At 62.1% G+C, this 17,338-nt stretch carries 20 protein-coding genes; 6 read left to right on the top strand and 14 right to left on the bottom strand.

Going from position 1 to position 17,338, the window contains the following annotated elements:
• Positions 1-432: hypothetical protein (locus QMK17_RS24065; RefSeq protein WP_283511813.1), on the top strand; the 432-nt coding region annotated here is incomplete at its 5' end.
• Between the two features lie 246 nt (positions 433-678).
• Here the strand turns inward: QMK17_RS24065 and dmpG are convergent.
• From dmpG to QMK17_RS24050, 3 genes are read right to left on the bottom strand one after another with little or no spacing between them, the layout of a single operon-like run.
• Positions 679-1,722 (bottom strand): 4-hydroxy-2-oxovalerate aldolase, encoded by a 1,044-nt coding sequence (dmpG, locus tag QMK17_RS24060; RefSeq protein WP_283511812.1) that lies wholly within the window; start codon positions 1,720-1,722, stop codon positions 679-681.
• Entirely contained in the window at positions 1,719-2,666 is a 948-nt protein-coding gene (locus tag QMK17_RS24055) for an acetaldehyde dehydrogenase (acetylating) (RefSeq protein ID WP_283511811.1), read from the bottom strand. Before QMK17_RS24055 ends, dmpG begins: the two co-directional genes overlap by 4 nt.
• A 32-nt stretch (positions 2,667-2,698) precedes the next feature.
• Positions 2,699-3,490 carry a 2-keto-4-pentenoate hydratase gene (locus QMK17_RS24050; protein ID WP_283511810.1) on the bottom strand — a complete coding sequence of 264 codons (792 nt, stop codon included), beginning with the start codon at positions 3,488-3,490 and terminating at the stop codon, positions 2,699-2,701.
• A 47-nt stretch (positions 3,491-3,537) separates the two neighbouring features.
• Here QMK17_RS24050 and QMK17_RS24045 point away from each other — a divergent pair, with 47 nt between their 5' ends.
• Positions 3,538-4,293, top strand: a complete 756-nt coding sequence (locus QMK17_RS24045; RefSeq protein ID WP_283511809.1) for an IclR family transcriptional regulator — start codon at positions 3,538-3,540, stop codon at positions 4,291-4,293.
• Between the two features lie 53 nt (positions 4,294-4,346).
• Here QMK17_RS24045 and QMK17_RS24040 read toward each other — a convergent pair whose 3' ends face one another.
• On the bottom strand, positions 4,347-4,610 hold the full coding sequence (locus QMK17_RS24040) for a hypothetical protein (protein ID WP_283511808.1): 264 nt from the start codon (positions 4,608-4,610) through the stop codon (positions 4,347-4,349).
• Between the two features lie 334 nt (positions 4,611-4,944).
• Here QMK17_RS24040 and QMK17_RS24035 point away from each other — a divergent pair, with 334 nt between their 5' ends.
• Positions 4,945-6,021, top strand: a complete 1,077-nt coding sequence (locus QMK17_RS24035; RefSeq protein WP_283511807.1) for a GGDEF domain-containing protein — start codon at positions 4,945-4,947, stop codon at positions 6,019-6,021.
• A 90-nt stretch (positions 6,022-6,111) separates the two neighbouring features.
• Here QMK17_RS24035 and QMK17_RS24030 read toward each other — a convergent pair whose 3' ends face one another.
• From QMK17_RS24030 to QMK17_RS24010, 5 genes are all read right to left on the bottom strand, one after another.
• A complete protein-coding gene (locus QMK17_RS24030; RefSeq protein ID WP_283511806.1) occupies positions 6,112-6,447 on the bottom strand; it encodes a cupin domain-containing protein in 336 nt (111 codons plus the stop codon).
• 32 nt (positions 6,448-6,479) lie between these two features.
• Positions 6,480-8,222 (bottom strand): molybdopterin-dependent oxidoreductase, encoded by a 1,743-nt coding sequence (locus tag QMK17_RS24025; RefSeq protein WP_283511805.1) that lies wholly within the window; start codon positions 8,220-8,222, stop codon positions 6,480-6,482.
• 208 nt (positions 8,223-8,430) lie between these two features.
• Positions 8,431-8,754 carry a hypothetical protein gene (locus QMK17_RS24020; RefSeq protein WP_283511804.1) on the bottom strand — a complete coding sequence of 108 codons (324 nt, stop codon included), beginning with the start codon at positions 8,752-8,754 and terminating at the stop codon, positions 8,431-8,433.
• Positions 8,726-9,403, bottom strand: coding sequence for a cation transporter (locus tag QMK17_RS24015; RefSeq protein ID WP_442972826.1), 678 nt, complete (start codon positions 9,401-9,403; stop codon positions 8,726-8,728). The genes QMK17_RS24020 and QMK17_RS24015 overlap by 29 nt, the downstream gene beginning before the upstream one ends.
• Before the next feature lie 17 nt (positions 9,404-9,420).
• On the bottom strand, positions 9,421-9,750 hold the full coding sequence (locus tag QMK17_RS24010) for an ArsR/SmtB family transcription factor (RefSeq protein ID WP_283511802.1): 330 nt from the start codon (positions 9,748-9,750) through the stop codon (positions 9,421-9,423).
• A 210-nt stretch (positions 9,751-9,960) separates the two neighbouring features.
• Here QMK17_RS24010 and QMK17_RS24005 point away from each other — a divergent pair, with 210 nt between their 5' ends.
• Positions 9,961-11,217, top strand: coding sequence for a hypothetical protein (locus QMK17_RS24005; RefSeq protein ID WP_283511801.1), 1,257 nt, complete (start codon positions 9,961-9,963; stop codon positions 11,215-11,217).
• Positions 11,218-11,320: 103 nt separating this feature from the next.
• Positions 11,321-11,917 (top strand): class I SAM-dependent methyltransferase, encoded by a 597-nt coding sequence (locus QMK17_RS24000; RefSeq protein ID WP_283511800.1) that lies wholly within the window; start codon positions 11,321-11,323, stop codon positions 11,915-11,917.
• A gap of 90 nt (positions 11,918-12,007) precedes the next feature.
• Here the strand turns inward: QMK17_RS24000 and QMK17_RS23995 are convergent, their stop codons facing one another.
• From QMK17_RS23995 to QMK17_RS23975, 5 genes are all read right to left on the bottom strand, one after another.
• The gene (locus tag QMK17_RS23995) at positions 12,008-13,009 is read right to left on the bottom strand and encodes a hypothetical protein (RefSeq protein WP_283511799.1); all 1,002 of its coding nucleotides are present in this window, start codon (positions 13,007-13,009) and stop codon (positions 12,008-12,010) included.
• Positions 13,010-13,071: 62 nt separating this feature from the next.
• Entirely contained in the window at positions 13,072-14,130 is a 1,059-nt protein-coding gene (locus QMK17_RS23990; protein ID WP_283511798.1) for an ABC transporter permease, read from the bottom strand.
• Positions 14,127-14,984, bottom strand: coding sequence for an ABC transporter ATP-binding protein (locus QMK17_RS23985; protein WP_283511797.1), 858 nt, complete (start codon positions 14,982-14,984; stop codon positions 14,127-14,129). Before QMK17_RS23985 ends, QMK17_RS23990 begins: the two co-directional genes overlap by 4 nt.
• Positions 14,981-15,427: a GntR family transcriptional regulator gene (locus QMK17_RS23980; RefSeq protein ID WP_283511796.1), complete on the bottom strand. Its 447-nt coding sequence runs from the start codon at positions 15,425-15,427 to the stop codon at positions 14,981-14,983. The genes QMK17_RS23985 and QMK17_RS23980 overlap by 4 nt, the downstream gene beginning before the upstream one ends.
• A gap of 100 nt (positions 15,428-15,527) precedes the next feature.
• Positions 15,528-16,106, bottom strand: a complete 579-nt coding sequence (locus QMK17_RS23975; RefSeq protein WP_283511795.1) for a TetR/AcrR family transcriptional regulator — start codon at positions 16,104-16,106, stop codon at positions 15,528-15,530.
• Positions 16,107-16,192: 86 nt separating this feature from the next.
• Between QMK17_RS23975 and QMK17_RS23970 the strand changes: the two genes are divergently transcribed.
• Positions 16,193-17,074 carry an SDR family oxidoreductase gene (locus QMK17_RS23970; RefSeq protein ID WP_283511794.1) on the top strand — a complete coding sequence of 294 codons (882 nt, stop codon included), beginning with the start codon at positions 16,193-16,195 and terminating at the stop codon, positions 17,072-17,074.
• The last annotated feature ends 264 nt before the right edge of the window (positions 17,075-17,338 follow it).

Raw genomic sequence — 17,338 nt, 5'->3', positions numbered from 1 at the left:
GTATTCCGCTCCGTGTGCTTCCAGCAACCGCAGGGCCCTCGCACGGACCTCTGGATCGATTTTCTTGGGCATGTGCTCATCCTTCCTGACTCAGAAGGAAGCGGCATCAAACCTAGGGTGATTCATATCGTCATCGGTGCGGTCTCGTCGTCACTGGCAGGGGCGCTGGGTATTGGCGCGTTTCCTTTGCTGCTCATGGCAGTTTTCGTTGGGGTGTGGTCGTCCTTTCTGTGGTTCGGCAGCACACGCGTCCCGCTGCGTCCGATGCTGTGGGGCGTCATGACCGCGAACGTGGTGGTGGCCGGTTTCGTCGTTGGGCTGGCCTTTGTAGTGCCCAATCTTGTACTGGTGGTTGCGGTCGTCGCTGTGGCAGTCGAAATGGTGGGTTTTGCCGTCAGCCAGGCCTGTGCACTGTGGCGTGTGACGGCCTGACCTCCCGCGGCCGCTATCGAGCCCACAATCAAAACCCAACAGGGCTGCTGAGTACAGCTGGAACCCACAACCAGCCCATGATCCGTCAGGGATCAGCGGCGGTTCCGTTCTTGGTGATCCCTGCCGGTCGGTTTTCGAGCCTTACGTCGTCCCTGGTTCGGTTTTACGTGAGGGGAAACGCAGTTCGGGTCGTCGAGCTGTCAGGTCCATCGGTGCGATCTGCAGGGCGGACGGTGGTCGGATGACTCAACCCCTGGCCGCGACCAGATCCAGTGCGATATCGGTGATCAGATCTTCCTGTCCGCCCACGAGCCCTCGTTCACCGACTGCGAGCAGTATTGCGCGAGTATCGAGTCCGTACTGTTTCGCTGCCGCTTCGGCGTGACGTAAGAAGCTCGAGTACACCCCGGCATACCCGAGGGTGAGAGTTTCACGGTCTACCTGAACCGGGCGGTCCTGCAGCGGACGCACGATATCGTCCGCGGCGTCCTGCAAGCCGAAGAGATCGCAGTTGTGCTTCCACCCGTTCAGGTCTGCGACGGCAACGAACGGCTCGATCGGACAGTTACCAGCCCCCGCTCCGTGACCTGCGAGCGACGCATCGACCCGCATGACTCCCTCTTCCACTGCCACAACCGAGTTGGCCACCGACAGCGACAGATTCTGGTGAGCGTGAATACCGATTTGGGTATCGGCCTCGAGCACGTCCCGATAGGCACGGACGCGGTCACGGACACCATTCATCGTCAGCCGGCCACCGGAATCAGTGACGTACACACAGTGCGCGCCATATGATTCCATCAATTTGGCTTGCTCCGCCAGCTGCGCCGGCTCGGCAAGATGAGACATCATCAAGAATCCGGATACATCCATCCCCAGCTCGCGGGCTTTGCCGATGTGCTGAGCTGAGACATCGGCTTCGGTACAGTGCGTCGCCACCCGTACCGAGGTGACTCCGAGCTTGAAGGCGTGCTCGAGTTCCTTCACTGTCCCCACGCCGGGAAGCAACAGTGTCGTCAGCTTCGCCCGATTCACCACCGCAGCAGCGGCTTCGATCCACTCCCAATCGGTGTTACTCCCTGGGCCGTACGTCAGACTGTGGCCCGCCAAGCCGTCACCGTGGGTGACCTCGATGGCATCGACACCGGCATTGTCGAGGGCGCTCGCAACGCGCGCCACGTTCTCTGGGGTGATGCGATGCCGCATCGCGTGCATGCCGTCGCGCAATGTGACGTCCTGGATGTACAGGGCGGCACCGTCGGCCGCGTTCGGACGTGTCTTCTCGGTCATCGTGCTGCCTCCAGCGTCGTGTTCTGGGCGATTCTCTCCGCGACCTGCAGTGCAGCGGAGGTCATGATGTCGAGATTGCCCGCGTAGGCCGGCAGGTAATGGGCGGCGCCTTCGACTTCGAGGAACACCGATACCTTCCACAGGCCCGGGCCCTTCTCCACTCCTCCGGTCAGCGTCGCGACCGACTCGGCATCGTCGAGTTCGGTGAACTGCACGTCCTGCTTGAGCCGATAGCCGGGTACGTATGAGGAAACCTTGAAGACCATCGCCAGAATCGATGCCCGCACCTCGTCCTGGTCGGGATTCGATACCAACGCCAACACGGTGTCGCGCATGATGAGCGGCGGCTCCGCCGGGTTGAGGACGATGATCGCCTTGCCGTGTTCGGCGCCGCCGACCTTCTCGATGGCTTCGGACGTCGTCTCGGTGAATTCGTCGATGTTCGCGCGTGTGCCGGGCCCTGCGGACTTCGAGGCGATCGACGCGACGATCTCCGCGTAATGCACCGGCGTGACTGCCGAAATGGCGGCGACGATCGGGATGGTCGCCTGACCACCGCACGTCACCATGTTCACATCCGGCGCGCCCAGGTGTTCGTCCAAGTTCACCGCAGGCACCACATACGGCCCGATCGCCGCGGGCGTCAGATCGATGAGCCTTTTGCCGTACGGGCGCAGAGCTTCCTCGTTCGCGACGTGCGCTTTGGCGGAGGTGGAGTCGAAGATGATGTCGATGTCGGCGAAATCCGGGTGATCGATCAACCCTTGCACACCGGAATCGACTGTGCTGATGCCCATCCGGCGCGCTCGGGCGAGTCCGTCGGATGCCGGATCGATGCCCACCAGAACGGCGATCTCGACATTCTCGGCGATGCGTTTCAATTTGATGACCAGGTCGGTGCCGATGTTGCCCGATCCGATCACCGCTGCTTTGGTCCGGCTCATGTTGTCCTGCTTTCGTTTCGACGAAAAGAGTGTCAAGGGGTGAAGGTCGCGGTGACGTCTCCGATGCCGGAGATGGAGGCCCGGTATGTAGATCCCGGCGTGACGGGCACCATCGGTCCCAGCGCGCCCGAGAGGATCACTTCGCCGGCTCGAAGTGGCGAGCCGTAAGCGAGGCTGGTGTTCGAAAGCCACGCGAGCGCCTCCCATGGACTCCCGAGGCAGTCCGATCCCTTACCAGCAGAGACTGGTTCGCCGTCAGCTGTCATGGTCATGGTGACCTCGGCAAGGTCCGGGGCGTCGACCCGAGGCAGCGAGTCGCCCAGCACGTAGAGACCCGAGGACGCGTTGTCGGCGACGGTGTCTGCGAGACTGATGTTCCAGCCCTCGATACGGCTGTCGACGATCTCGAACGATGCGAAAACCTGATCGACGAACGCCGGGGCCTGGGCTGCTGTGATTGATTCGGTGATGTCTGCGACCAAGGTGAACGCGATCTCTGCTTCGATGCGCGGCTGCAGCAAACGTGAGGTGTCGACCGCGCCGTCGCCGGAGCAGTCGAAATCGTCGAGAAGCACACCGAAGTCCGGCTGATCAACGCCCATCTGCTTCTGCACCGCAGGCGAGGTGAGTCCGATCTTCCGACCGACAACTCGGCGCCCGGTTTTCAGAAGCAACTCGATGTTGATCGACTGAATTCGGTATGCGGCGTCGATGTCCTCGCGGCCGATGAGATCGCGGACCGGTGTGCAGGGGGTTGCAGTGTTCGCTGCCACCCGGAGCCGGTCAGCAGCCGTGCTGATCACGTGTTCTTCCACCGTTGTCATGCGTAGAACGCTAGGCGTCCGGCACCACGCGGCCTAGGATCCATCCCATGAAACGGGATGATATGTCGTTGCTCGAGCGATACACCCTGATTCTCGACTCGTTTCCAGCAGGTGATGCACTTGGTCTTGACGACATCACCACGAGAACGGGTCTGCCCCGTTCGACCGTGCACCGGATGTTGGTCGATCTGACTTCCGTCGGTTGGGTTCAACGTACGGACAAGAAGTTCGAACTGGGAATCACCCTGTTCGAACTCGGTGAAAGAGTGTCGATCAAACATCGACTGAGAACAGCGGCAATGCCCTTCATGCATGATTTGTATGCGGTAACCGAACATACTGTGCACCTGGCCGTCAGAGACCAGATGGACGTCGTCTACGTCGAGAAACTGCAAGGCCACACACCGATGGCGCTCCCCTCTCAGATTGGAGGCCGCTTGCCACTCACGTGCACAGGAGTCGGGAAGGCGTTGCTCGCATTCGAAAGTCCGGAGTTTCGCGACGCGGTTCTCGCCCGACCCCTGCGCTGTTACACACCACACTCGATAGCCGATCCGAAAGTACTCGCTCGGCAACTCGATGAAATCCATCGCACCGGAGTGGCAATCGAACGCGAAGAAGCTGTCGAAGGCGGATGTTGTGTAGCGTCACCGATTTTGCTCGCCGGTAAGCCGGTCGCGGCGATGTCGGTATCGGTCCCCACCGCCGGTTTTCGACCTGAACTTCTGGCACCGGCGGTCAGAACCGCAGCCCTGGCACTTGCCCGTTCACTCTCCAGGGCGAATGTGCGATCCGACGGTTGAGATTCGTTCTTGCGCGCACAGTCGACTGTTCACTCAGCCGCAGACACTCGTGATCAGGCAGCGAGTGTGTGCCCGGTCGCACCGGATCCGCGAAGAATTTGCTGCCACTGCACCCGAGCAGCGGCAGGGTCGGCGTCGACGCCGAATGCAGTTGCCTGGGCGAGTAGTTCGAGCGCAGCGCCCGCGGAGATGAGACCGACTCTCTCTCGGTGGGAGATGGCGGTGAGCTCGGCTCGGGCGTGAGCGGGGGAGTAGCCGCACAGCTGGACGAGGGTGTGGACGTCGGTGTCGATGTGGCGGGCATAGGCATCGGACATGGTGTCTCCTCTTCCAGTGGGGTCCGTCCATCCTCTGCCACCCGGCCAGTGATGTGAACGGTTGCGATCACCGTGATTTATGACCGCTATATGTCCGTGGGAGCAGAGGCCGATCGGTGTGCGCGTCGACCACGAGGTCAGCCGGTGCCCGTCACGTGCAAAAACTTTGCAGGTTGATCTCACACGTAATGGTGACGGTGATTTCTTACATGTTTTTTCGTCGATGCCGTGGTCTCTGCTTGACTGGTCGTGTCACTGCGGGCGCGAGGGGGTCGGCTCGGTAGACGTACCGGGCTGCGGTGACGCTCGATCTTGAAGAAGGCGCGCCCAGACCATGCGACAGTTTTCACGATGGTGGAACCACCCTGCCGACTACGACTGGACCGTTGCGTATCACCGCCGGGATCCTCTGCTGCGCTACATGCATGTGGCGCTATGGTCGTGGTGCTGGTTGTATGCCGTGCTCGCTCTCCTGGCGGCGCATACGCCTGCCGGCACTCCCGACGGCGTCGGTCGAGTGATCGCGTACGCGCTCGCCGCTACCGCCGCCGCCATCGGATTGGTATGGCTGCGAGGACCATGGCCGTCCCGACTCCTGTCGCGGGTGTTCGTGGCCTACCTCGAAATCGGCGCGGTCGTGCTGCTGCTGTTGCTTCACGACCCGTTCGTGGCGCTCCCGTGTTCGGCGGCACTCGGCGTTATTGGCAGATATATCGTGACGTTCCACAGTCCGCGGATGTTTGTCGCGCATCAGGGACTGTCGGTGACGGCTGTCGGTGTCCTGTTCTTCGGTGCTGTCACCGCTCCCGACGCCGATGTCGTGCTCGCTTGCGCGTACCTCGTCGTACTGACGCTCGTGCTGTTCTCGGCGCCGATACTCGCAAATTTTGTCCTGCTTCTCCTGCGGCGCGACGCTGCGTCCGCGTCCTACGACCCACTGACCGGCCTGCTGAACAGGCGTGGATTCGATGTTGCGATCGCCGAACGGTTGCGCGGCCCCGCCACGGTGATGGTGATCGATCTCGACGATTTCAAGCTCGTCAACGACGAATTCGGGCACTCGCACGGCGACGTGGTGCTGAGGGAGGTCGCGGATGCTCTGCATTCGGTGTTCGGTCCGCCTGCTTTCACCGCGCGAACCGGCGGCGAGGAGTTCGTCGTGCTCGATCAAGGCACCGCTGCCGAGGCGATCGAACGTGCGCACCGGCTTCGACTGCGTTTTCACGATCGCGAATCCGGTGGAACGACGGTGAGCATCGGCGTCGCCCATATCGGTGCGGACGCGTCCATCGGCGAATTTCGACGTGCCTGCGACAGGGCCGATGCTGCGATGTACACGGCGAAACAAGCTGGCGGCGACTCGATTCACGTCGACGACATGCATGAAAACCTCGGTGAGGGCCAGTCGTAGCACGACCCGCCCGGTGGGTCGCTGAAGATCCACCGCAGGACGTACGTGCCTGCAGCCCTTGGCTTCAAGGACCACCGAGACGATGACGGGCTAGCCAGGCAGCTTCGCGACGGTCAGCAACACCGTGGACGCCTCGATCGCTTCGAGCGCATGTCGGGAATTCGGGACGACGATCAGGTCTCCACCGGAGCCTTCCCACGCGTCCTCGCCTGCGGTGAGACGGACGCGGCCGTGCAGAACCTGAAGCGTCGCCTCACCGGGATTCTCGTGTTCGCTCAGGGTCTGACCTGCAGCGAGGGCAATCATGGTCTGACGCAGAACATGTTCGTGCCCCCCGTACACGGTGTGAGCGCTGCGTCCACTGGACGCGCGTTCGGCACTCGCGAGCTGTTCGCGGGCCAACGCCGTCAACGACATTTTTTCCATGTGAACTCTTCTCTTTAGTCGATGAAGCTGTATTACAGGGACTGTCTATAGCCGAAGAACTCGTGGTCTTCGTTGTAGCCGCCGAAACCGCCACCGACAGAGTCGAAGCTGGCGACGAACTCCACGCCTTTGATCCATTTGACCTGTTTGAACCCGAGCTGTGTTTCATTGCGCAGCCGCAGCGGCGCTCCATGTCCGAAGGACAGTGCCTCACCGTTCATGTCATAGGCCAACATCGATAGGTGGTACGCCATCTGATCGATTGGGTGGGTGTCGTAGTAGACGCCGCCGTCCGGGCCGTCTCCAAGAGAGTAGAACACGACCCACTTAGCTTCGGGATGTGGGCGGACTTGGTCCATGATGGTCTGCATCGACACTCCACCCCACTTCGCGACGCCGGACCATCCTTGGATGCAGAAGTGCTGGGTGATCTGTTCATGGGAGGGCAGGGCGCGGAGTTGTTCGAGGTCGAAATCTCGAGGGTTCTCCACGAGACCATTGACCCGTAGCCGATAGTCGACGAAGTTGTTTTCGCGTAGAGCGTGAAACTCGTCGGAGTCGGGATAACGTCCGTTGTGCCAGAAGTACGGCGAAATATCGGCTTCGGTGTACTCGCCGGGCCTGGCGTCGACATGTTCGAACAGGCGCTGAACTGGTCCGATCAACGCGAACCCGACTCGCTGCACGAGTCGCGGATGTCGCAGCGTGATGGGAGTTGCTGCAACCCATCCCGCGATTACGACGACCATCGATAGCGCGAAGATACCGAGGCCGACCCAACTCTGGTCATCTCGTGCGGCGTATATGTGATTGAGGTTGCGGAGCAGACCGGTGGCGAAAACCATCGCGACATGGACGACGATGAAGATCAGGAACCAAATCAGCACCAGGAAATGCAGCGAACGGGCAGTTTGGATGCTGAATATCTTGCTGATTCGGCGAAACCGAGTGGACAGTGCAGGCGACATTCCCAATCCCGTGATCATCGCTGCCGGCGCTGCGACGAATACCGTCAGGAAGTACGCCAGCAGTTGCAGGCCGTTGTAGGCGACCCAATGGCCCTCGAGTGGCCAGTCCAGCGACAGGTACTGAATGAGCACGGAGACGGCATTGGGGAAGACGTCCCAGCTGGTCGGAATCAAATGCCGCCATTGCCCGGTCGCGAACAACAGCACATAGAAAATGACACCGTTGAGCAACCACAGCATGTTGGTGCCCAAATGCCACCACCGCGCCAAACCGATCGAGTGCCGAATTCCGGGTAGTCCGACATTCCCCGGCAGGGAAATCGAGTCTTGCTTCGCAGTCCACAACGGATCTGGAGGAACGGGCTTCTGGATTCGGAACCAGTCGCGGCCCGGGGTGCTGTTGCGGGTCCAGTAGAGCCGCGGGTGATCGGTGAGGATCTGCACTCCCGACCGAATGATGAAGATCATCAGGAACAGATTGAGGAAGTGCTGCGCGCCCACCCACGCGGGCATGGCCGAGGCCTCGCCTGGCGCGGCCTTGGAGGTGCCAGGATACTCCTCGATGAAATGCTGTCCAAAGTCATTGCTGCGCAAGCCTTGTGCTGCGGCCACCGCCGCGATGAGGACTACGAATCCGATCGGCAGCAACCACAGCAAGTTGAACCAACGGTTGGTACCGATCCGCATCCGTGGAGCGACGCCGCTGGCCGGCTGCACCGAACCAGCCCAGGTGGACGGGTCGACCAGATCTTCACCCGACGTCAATTGGGAGCGAAAGCTCTCGTGGTCCTGCGGCGGCTCGATCATCAGCGCACGTCCAAACGTTGCGAGGAAAGGTCGCAGATGTCGTCGCCTACAAGCCCCCCTCGATAGGCTCACCCTAGTCTCGTGAGCTGACTCTCGCGCCGTGGCATCTATTTGCGTGACGACCATGTATTTGAGTGACGCCCATGGACACGCGCAAGCTGCCATCCACGTGGCAACTCCCGCATTTCGAACACCACACATGTTGTCTCTACGGCAGTGGGTCTGCCGAAATCGGTAGGGCACTGAGGGTCCGTACCACGGCGTCGAGGGCGTCTGCTTCGACGTCGGCGCGGGTGAACGCCGGCGTGCGAACATGCCCTGACCGGGATGACCATCCGGTGATCACGTGATCGATCTGCTGGTCAGTCAACGCCCCGCGCGTCTGCGCTCGTAACGCCGACGCTGCGATGCGATCACCCGGGGCGCGCAGCAGCCACAGTGATGGTGATTTGATCTGGAGGCGGGCTCTTTGTCGGGTTCTTCGAGCTCCATCGGCAGGGGTGTCACCCGCAGCAGTCGCAGCGGTGCTCATCCGATTCAGCTCGCTCGGCTAACGGCGACGCGCAGCAGGTATCTCCCTTCCAGGCATTCACACCCTCCTTCGTGGCGAGACCGGCAATGACCAGGGCCGCCAGCGGGTCGGCCCACGACCAGCCGAAGAGACTGTTGAGGAGCAATCCGATCAGGAGGACGGCCGAGAGGTAAGTGCACAGCAAGGTCTGCTTGGAGTCCGCAACGGCGGTGAGGGAACCCAACTCGCGTCCAGCCCGGCGCTGCGCCCATGACAGCGTGGGCATGATCGCCAAACTAACTGCAGCAAGCGCAATTCCGATCGGTGAATGCTCGGCGGCACCGAGACCGAACAGTGCGCGCACCGCATCGATACTGACGTAGGCGGCGAGCCCGAAGAACGAGAACGCGATGATCCGCAGCGCGACCTTCTCTCTGGTCTCGGGGTTCTTGGCGGAGAACTGCCACGCCACAGCCGCTGCAGAGGACACTTCGATGATCGAGTCCAGGCCGAACCCGACCAGCGCGGTGGACGACACCCGAGCACCCTCGCCGATGGCAATGACCGCTTCGACCACGTTGTAGAGGATGGTTGCGGCGACGAACCAGCGTATTCGCGTGGACAGTGCAGCGCGCCGCTCGGCGGAAGGCGGACCCACCGTCGAAGACATGTTCAGGTCGGCGGGCATCAGCAGCAGTCCTCGCTGGTCGATGCCGGGCAGCAGGTTGGGTCGACAGCGAGGACAACGTGCAGCAAGTCGTCCAGCGCCTTCCCGATGTTCGCATCGGCCAATTCGTATCGGGACCTACGTCCGTCCGGTACGGCAACGACCAAACCGCAGCCACGCAGGCATGCAAGGTGATTCGACAACTTCTGCCGCGTCACGCCCAGCGCGTCGGCCAGTTCGGCTGGGTATCTCGGCGTGTCTTTCAACGCCAGCAGTACCTGGGTTCGGGTTTCGTCGGACAGCGCGTGGCCGAATCTCGACAGCACCGAAACGCGGGTCATCAAGTCCATAGCCGAGATAATACATTGAAAGCTGTATTCAGGGAATCGTGAATCCTTCATGTCTTCGGGTGGCCGAACTGCCCGGCCTGTCCGGCGGACGAGTTCGCGCTTGCGGCGCGGCCACGCACATCACGTCGAGGTCCCTTGCGGACACCGCGACTCCTGGTTGACGTCATCGAGCAAGGCAAGCAATCCAGCCGAGTGGGTAAGCTCCCCAGGGTGACTGCGACCGCTGTTCGACGCCTACTCGCGTCCGTCACCATTGCCCTCGGTGCTTTCGTCGCGACGCTGGCGCTGACGACGATGGTGTCGCGTCACTTGATTTTCGTGCCCGACAGCAATCGCTTCGATGTCTTCTTCTCGGGCGCCCGGTCGGCATCCGCGCTGGGTGCGATTGTCGCAGTTGTCGTCGCGACTACGGTCAGGAGTCCGAGAAATGTTTTCGTTGCACTGGGATTCGGAATCACCCTGCTGCCCATCACTGTTCTGCTCGAGACCTCCTCGCAATTACATCAGCGCGGACTCGCCGGCGGACTGATGCTCGGGGGCTGCGCAGCACTCACCGGCACGCGCGACCGTCGTATCCTGCAGTGTGCCTTGGCGGTCGGCGTCGTGTCTGCGTTCACTGCGGCAGGGCCTCTGGAGTTCAGTCGAATTCCGGAACGATACGCCGACTACCTGGAACCAAGTCCCCAGATCTACCTCCTCGTCTTCTTGGGTGTCTTCGCGGCCCTTCTGGTGCTGTCGGGGGCGCTGTCGATGTTCGACGCACCACTAGTCGAGAGTCAAGGAACCAGCCGGGTACTGCTGATAGGCATCACTGTTCCCGTCGCATGGCTTGTGCTGTATTGGCTGTCCGTGCGCGCGGTAGGGTCGGTCGGCTCCGGCGGGGCGATACAGGATCGGTGGTTGCTCGGACTGGCGATCATCCCGCTGCTCGTCGGCGCGGCTTTTGCGCTTCCCGGTGTATCGGGCTCCGTCGTCCTTGCAGCCCTTGCCTATCTGGCGACATCTTCGACGACGGCCTTCGGAGCGTCGGCGGCCGTGGCGTCCATCGCCGCGCTGCTCGCCGGTGCCGCCGTCGGGTGGCGTCGGCTATCGCCGTTGACGGGAATGGGTATTCTTGCGTTGGTCGCCGTCGCCGGAATATTCAGCGGATATCCTCTCGACGTGATCGACGGGGTTGCGAATATTCTTCTTCTGCCCTTCGCAACAGGGTTGATCTTTGCTTCCTTGGTGCCGACGACGTCGCCAGCGCTGACGATTTCGGTGACGACTCCGATCGTGATATCCATCCCGATCGGCGGCGACTTCGGTTGGACCGCCTACACTCCGCTTACACCGATCGAACGAACCTTCTGGCCGAACACATGGCAATGGGCGTCGTCGGGCGTCGCCGTTCTGTCGGTCCTGGTCGCGGGAGCTGCACTCGTTCTCTTGCAGAGACTTCGAGGGCGTGAGTCGGCCGCCGCATGAAGTACCGAGTGGCACGACCTGGATACAATAACCACGACCCTGCACATCCCGAGGCGCGGTGAGTGCATCGCGTCTTGAGGTGAGGTTGCTCTAGGGTCGAGACATGGAAACCGAGGTCGAGTTGGCCTACGCCGCCCGGGCGGTTGAGTATGTAAGCCTTTTCGATTCGATGGACTCCGTTCATCCATCCGATCGCCAGGTGGTTACAGATTGGGCAACACAGCGTGACGGTCCCCTGATCGATGCAGGCTGCGGCCCTGGCCAGTGGACGAACTATCTGTCAGGCCTCGGATGTGATGTGCGCGGAATCGATCTGACTTCTGGGTTCATCGAACACGCTCGTAAAACGTATCCTGACAGGCGCTTTGACGTAGGGACGCTGACCGCGCTCGATACTGAAGACCGCAGTGTGGCCGGAGTGCTTTCCTGGTACTCGCTGATTCACCAGGAACCGGGCAACGTGCAGGATTGCCTGGTCGAGTTCGCCAGGGTGATCCGAACGGGAGGCGGGCTCCTTGTCGGGTTCTTCGAGGGACCATCGGTGGAGAGCTTCGATCATGCCGTCGTGACCGCATATCGTTGGCCCCTGCCTGTGATAGCCGAACTCGTGGGGCTCGCAGGCTTCGAGGTTATCGAAACCTACACTCGCACAGAGCCAGAACACCGCCCGCACGGTGCTATCAGCGCGATTCGCCAGTGAATGCCTGAGTCGCATAGGACCATGCTGGTTTCCTGATCGGCTCGTGATCGCTCGGTCGGCGCCTCCTCGCGCTGACCGCGGTCACCGCTACTACTGCGGGGTCAACCTCCGAACACCCCAGTAGCCCAGCAGTGCAACGGCTCCGCTGACCAGCAGCATGAGCCCGGTCTCGGTAGCTTGGAAGCGCCAGTAGCTACTCTCGGCGTGATACTCGATTTCGAAACGATCGATACCCTGGGCGCGGATGCAGTTGTCGAAGGCATCGGATTCGGCTGCGTATTCCGCCTGGAGCCGGCTCTTGTACAGCTCGTCGTCCTCGCCTTCTCGCTGTGTGCGGTCCGACGGTTCAGTTGCGCAGCTATCGAAGTCGGCTTTCATTCGTGAACCCGCGGCGTCGACGTAGCCCGCTTTCACCACCCACGTCCCGTCGTCCGTGTAATACGGGTTCGGTGGGTATGACGACGAACGCGAGAGTCCGTCGATCGGTTCGGCCAGGGCGACGGGTTCCGCATAGTCGTCGCGCACCACCAACGTCAGCACCACGGGCACTGCCAGGAACACGAAGAACGTGGCGAGCATCGCCAGGATGACGTGGCGGAACAGGATCGCTGCGGTGCTGGCCACCAGCAGCGTCAGCAACGTGTACCCGCCGAGGGCGAAGCCGGTGGTCTCGAAGTGAGGAAAGTCGAACAGCGAGAACTGAATCGAATGCATCGGATCGTCGGCGCGGTAGTCGCGGGAATTGGGTCCGACGGTGGATGCCAACCTCAGCGCCATCCCGAGCCCCACCATCGCCAGCGAGATCGGCACGAACACGACGGTCACCCGGGTGAGGTACCACCGCGCTCGGCTGGTCGATTGCGTCAGCCCGACAACATGAGTCCGCTGCTCGATGTCTCGGCCGAAGGTCGGCGCTCCGACGAAAATGCCGAACCCCAGAGGCAACAGCAGTGCGAACAGTGTGGTCAGGGTGAACGCCGTCTCCGATCGGCACGGACCCACATCGTTCCATCGCGAACAGATACTGCCGAATTCCCATGACTTTGTTTCGTTCACGGCAAATGTAGAGGCGATCAAAGTGACAGCGATCATCACTGCGACGATTGTCAGGGAGACAATCAGAGCGCTCCGATGCTGCCGCCACACCGACCAGATCAAGGTCGGATCCGCCTCACCAGCGGAACCGATGCCAGGGTCAGAACGATCGAGAGCAGCAGGCACAGTGCAGCTTCGGTGAGTTGGAATCGCCAGAACAACCGATCCTCGTGGTAGCGATTCTCGAAGTGGTCGATGCCGTTGGCCCGCAAGCATTCGACGCGGGCCTGCATGGCCTCGCGGTTGGCTGTGCTCACCCGATCATTATATGCAGCAGTAGTTTCGGTGTCGTTGGGCTCGGGCCATTCGTTGGGCAGTGAGGTGCAGAAGTCGTAGTCGACAACGATCGTCCGACCTTCGGTGTCGACGAAGTCGGACCCGACCGTCCACCGAGGATTGTACGAGTTGAACGAGGACGAATAGTTCGACGACGAGTAGCCATCGGCGGAAAACCTCTCCTCGAGCGTGAGCTCTTCCACTTGCGTTGTGGCGTAATGCTGCCGAATCTGAACCGGAAACAGGATCAGAGCAGTGACGATGACGACGAGCGTCGCGATCATCGCCCCGATCGTGTTGCGCAGCACCAGAGCCGCGGTGCTACCGATGGTCAGGCCCAGTGCTGTATAGCCCGCGGGTACCAGTCCCGACATACTGAGCGACGGGAACTCGAGCCTCGAATCCGTGTACCCGGCGAATGTGAATCCGCCCGAGAACGAGTGGAACTGCGACCAATACGCCACCAGTCCCAGGATGAGCATCGCGAGAACCACCGGGGAGAATACGACGAGTATCCGCGTCCAGTACCAACGCTGCCGGCTCACGGACTGGGTGAGGCCGAGGACGTGAGTCCGGCGCTCGATGTCTCGGGAGAACACCGACACCCCGACGAAGACACCCAGCATGACAGGCAAGGCGATCGTCGCCAATTTCGAGAGTGTCAGCGTCGATCCGAGCAGGCACTGCGTCGTCGACACACCGAAGCAGTCGAAGAGCCCGAATCCACCGGAGCGGTCGCCGAGGGCCAACGTAAATGCGGCGATGACGAGTGCCAGCAGTAGCGGCGTCAGCACACCGGCAAGGATGGTTGCGCGGAATTGCCGCCACGTCACCCAGATCACGAGCCGCTCCCAGCGCTGAGATGGGCGAGGACGACGTCGTCGAGCGTGGCACTGTCGATCTGCCACCCAGTGGTGTGCTGCGGCCGCACCCCTCGGACGACCACTGTCGTACCTCCAGTCCCGAGTTCTTCGGAGATCACCGTGCCCACTCCGACGACTGTCGACGGGTCGCCAGTGCCGGACAGCACGTAATGCTCTGCGGTCAGTTCGTCGAGGGAGCCGGACAGTTGAATTCTTCCGCCCTGCAACAGCATCAGTTGATCGGCGACGTCGGCCAGTTCGGCGAGAACATGAGAGGACATCACGATGGTGGTTCCGTTCTCCGCGGCATCGCGCATCAACGTCTGCGCGACGGCGCGTCGGGCAACAGGGTCGAGATCGGCCAAGGGCTCGTCGAGCAGCAGGACTTCGGGTCGACGGCCCAGCGCCAGAGCCAGGGCGACGCGAGTGCGGTGGCCGGGGGACAGCGATTTGATGCGAGTGGACTTCGGTACCCCGGCGGCATCTACCAGTGCCGTCGCGTAGGCGTCGTCCCATTGCGTGTTGGTTGCGCGTCCGAACCGCAGCGTCTCGGCCACCGTGAACCGTGCATAGAGCGGCTTGTGCTGCGCCAGATAGGACAGCCCGGGTGCGATTCCCTGCTGGCCGACGGCATGTCCGAGCACCGAGATGGATCCACGGTCCGGCATCAGTAGTCCGACGGCAAGCGACATCAACGTCGATTTGCCTGCACCGTTGGACCCTACGAGCGCGGTGATGCTGCCTCGCTGCACGTCGAAACTGCAGGCATCGAGCACCTTTGTTCTCCGAAACGACTTGTCGACGTCCGTCATGGACAGGACCGTGTCGGTCATCGTTCGCCAGCTCCTTCGGTGTCATGTAGAGCGGGGGGATGTAGAGCGGTGTCATGTAGAGCGGTTGGGTACCGGTTGTCGAGTGCGGAGGCGACAAGCGCCTCGAGATCGGATCGGTCCAGACCTGCTGCGTCGGCGTGTGCGACCCACCGATCCAGTTCGCTTTGTAGTGCGGCCTTTTCGGCCATGCCCGGTTTGGCGAGCGAGGTGACGACGAATGTCCCGATCCCTGGCCGTGGTTCGACCAGCCCGTCGCGTTCGAGTTCGCGATATGCCTTGAGCACGGTGTTCGGGTTGATCGCGAGGGCGCCGACGACGTCCTTGGCGGTGGGCAGCTGGTCACCGACCGACAGTTCGCCGAGGCGCAGTGCCTGTTTGGTCTGCAGGACGAGCTGAACGTACGCGGGGATGCCGGAGCGCCGGTCTATCCGGTACGCGACCATATGTGCACCATTCCACTAGTGGGTTAGTGGAATGACTGTAAACCAATCGGTCGGGTTTTCTTAGTGTTCCCCCGGACCTTGGGCGGCAGGTTCGGTTTCATCAGCCCAAAGACTGACTAGCGATGCGTAATTCGTCGAGCGCGGCCACAGTGAACGGTGCGAGAGCGGCGTCGGGGCTGTGGTCATCTTTGGACCACTCGGCGTACGCCCGCTTGAACGCGAGGACGCCCATTTCGGCTGCGAGGTGCGCGGTGGCCTCGGGCACGCCCCGGGCCACGAGGGCGTCCGTCATCGCAGTCGCGAGACCGACGCTCTTGAGTGCGTCGCGTTCCTGAAGTTCGCTGCTCGCTGCGATGGCTGCTTGCAGTCGAGGGGCGAGTTCGCGGTTCATCTGGCCCATCGCGCTCGATGCGCGCTCCAGTCCAGAGGCCACGGCGTCCAATGGACTGGCGCCTGCAGGTGCTTCGCCGACGCCCTCGGCGAGCAGTGTGCTCAGTGTTTCCTGTCCGGCGACGAGCAATTCGCGCTTGTCGGGGAAGTAGCGGAAGAACGTACTTTTCGTGACGCCGGCACGCTCGGCGATCTGCGCGACGGTAGTGGCGTCGTACCCCTGGTCGGCATACAGATCGACTGCCGCGACGACGAGACGCTCGCGTGCTCCTGGTTCCCATCGTGCCATGGACCGATTCTAAGCGATGGGACAAGAGTCCCATCGGGTGCTACGTTGATGGGACATAAGTCCCATCACTTTCTCGGAGGATCCTCATGCGCGTATTTGTCACCGGAGGCACCGGTTTGATCGGATCTGCCGTCGTCGCCGAGCTACTCGACAACGGCCACACTGTCCTGGCTCTCGCCCGGTCCGACGCCTCGGCCAGTGCGGCCACCGCGGCAGGCGCGGAGCCGCTACGGGGAGGGCTTGCCGACCTGGAAGTGCTTCGCACCGGGGCATCCAAGGCCGACGGAGCTATTCACCTGGCGTTCAGTAATGACTTCAGCACCGCCGATGCCGTCGCCCGTTCGGTCGCCGAAGAGACCGCGGCCATGATGGCCATCGCCGAGGAGTTCGTTGGCAGCGATCGCCCGTTCGTTACCGTGTCCGGTACACCGTGGATACCGGGCCGTGCCTCGATCGAGAGCGACCCATTGCCGATGGATGGACTGGTCGGCGGCCGTGGTCGCACGGTGACGGCAGTGTTGGACTTCGCCTCGCGAGGTGTTCGTGCCTCGGCTGTGCGAATGCCGCGGACCGTGCACAACGAGGGCGACGGCGGATTCGCCGGTTTGCTTACCCAGAATGCCCGTCGAACAGGTGTTTCCGGCTATCCGGGCGATGGCACTCAGCGTTGGCCCGCCGTGCACGCGCTCGACGCGGCAACTCTCTTCCGGATTGCGTTGGAGCAGGCGCCTGCCGGTAGTGCGTGGCATGCCGTCGCCGACGAGGGCGACGCGGTGCGGGACATCGCTACAGTCATCGGCAGGCGTCTGAATCTTCCGGTCGAATCGGTCGCGGCAGAGGTCTTCGGTCCGCTTGGCGAGATCTTTGCAACCGACCAGCCGTCATCCAGCGCTCACACGCGTGAGGTTCTCGGGTGGAAGCCGATGCACCCGAGCCTGCTAGCAGACCTCGAAAACATTGCGCCCTGAGTGCAGAATCGGAACCCACGAGCTCTTCGCGTGAGGTCGGGCGCTGCGCGCAACGTGGCCGTGGGGGAGGCCGACAGCGCCGCCATGGTGTCGGATAAGTCGCGGAGCGGACGCACGTGAGGGTCGCAGATTCGGGCGATCTTGCCAGCGGCAACCGCGCTGCCCGCGTTCAGTCAATTGGGCATGGCGCAGATTCTCATGGCTATTCGACACGATTTATGCAGCGTCGGCCAGACCTGCAGTCTGCACGGCGACTTGTAGGAG

It is taken from the genome of Rhodococcus sp. G-MC3 (genome assembly GCF_030063335.1).
In the GTDB taxonomy this organism is placed as follows: Bacteria; Actinomycetota; Actinomycetes; order Mycobacteriales; family Mycobacteriaceae; genus Rhodococcoides.
The sequence above is the reverse complement of the archived record's forward strand: the minus strand, read 5'-3'. Positions and strand labels throughout refer to the sequence as shown.

Bases quoted from the DNA above. Each gene is read 5' to 3' on its own strand.
- dmpG (WP_283511812.1), bottom strand. From the start codon at position 1,722: ATGACCGAGAAGACACGTCCGAACGCGGCCGACGGTGCCGCCCTGTAC.
- QMK17_RS24055 (WP_283511811.1), bottom strand. From the start codon at position 2,666: ATGAGCCGGACCAAAGCAGCGGTGATCGGATCGGGCAACATCGGCACC.
- QMK17_RS24050 (WP_283511810.1), bottom strand. From the start codon at position 3,490: ATGACAACGGTGGAAGAACACGTGATCAGCACGGCTGCTGACCGGCTC.
- QMK17_RS24045 (WP_283511809.1), top strand. From the start codon at position 3,538: ATGAAACGGGATGATATGTCGTTGCTCGAGCGATACACCCTGATTCTC.
- QMK17_RS24040 (WP_283511808.1), bottom strand. From the start codon at position 4,610: ATGTCCGATGCCTATGCCCGCCACATCGACACCGACGTCCACACCCTC.
- QMK17_RS24035 (WP_283511807.1), top strand. From the start codon at position 4,945: ATGCGACAGTTTTCACGATGGTGGAACCACCCTGCCGACTACGACTGG.
- QMK17_RS24030 (WP_283511806.1), bottom strand. From the start codon at position 6,447: ATGGAAAAAATGTCGTTGACGGCGTTGGCCCGCGAACAGCTCGCGAGT.
- QMK17_RS24025 (WP_283511805.1), bottom strand. From the start codon at position 8,222: ATGATCGAGCCGCCGCAGGACCACGAGAGCTTTCGCTCCCAATTGACG.
- QMK17_RS24020 (WP_283511804.1), bottom strand. From the start codon at position 8,754: ATGAGCACCGCTGCGACTGCTGCGGGTGACACCCCTGCCGATGGAGCT.
- QMK17_RS24015 (WP_442972826.1), bottom strand. From the start codon at position 9,403: ATGTCTTCGACGGTGGGTCCGCCTTCCGCCGAGCGGCGCGCTGCACTG.
- QMK17_RS24010 (WP_283511802.1), bottom strand. From the start codon at position 9,750: ATGGACTTGATGACCCGCGTTTCGGTGCTGTCGAGATTCGGCCACGCG.
- QMK17_RS24000 (WP_283511800.1), top strand. From the start codon at position 11,321: ATGGAAACCGAGGTCGAGTTGGCCTACGCCGCCCGGGCGGTTGAGTAT.
- QMK17_RS23995 (WP_283511799.1), bottom strand. From the start codon at position 13,009: ATGATCGCTGTCACTTTGATCGCCTCTACATTTGCCGTGAACGAAACA.
- QMK17_RS23985 (WP_283511797.1), bottom strand. From the start codon at position 14,984: ATGACCGACACGGTCCTGTCCATGACGGACGTCGACAAGTCGTTTCGG.
- QMK17_RS23980 (WP_283511796.1), bottom strand. From the start codon at position 15,427: ATGGTCGCGTACCGGATAGACCGGCGCTCCGGCATCCCCGCGTACGTT.
- QMK17_RS23975 (WP_283511795.1), bottom strand. From the start codon at position 16,106: ATGGCACGATGGGAACCAGGAGCACGCGAGCGTCTCGTCGTCGCGGCA.
- QMK17_RS23970 (WP_283511794.1), top strand. From the start codon at position 16,193: ATGCGCGTATTTGTCACCGGAGGCACCGGTTTGATCGGATCTGCCGTC.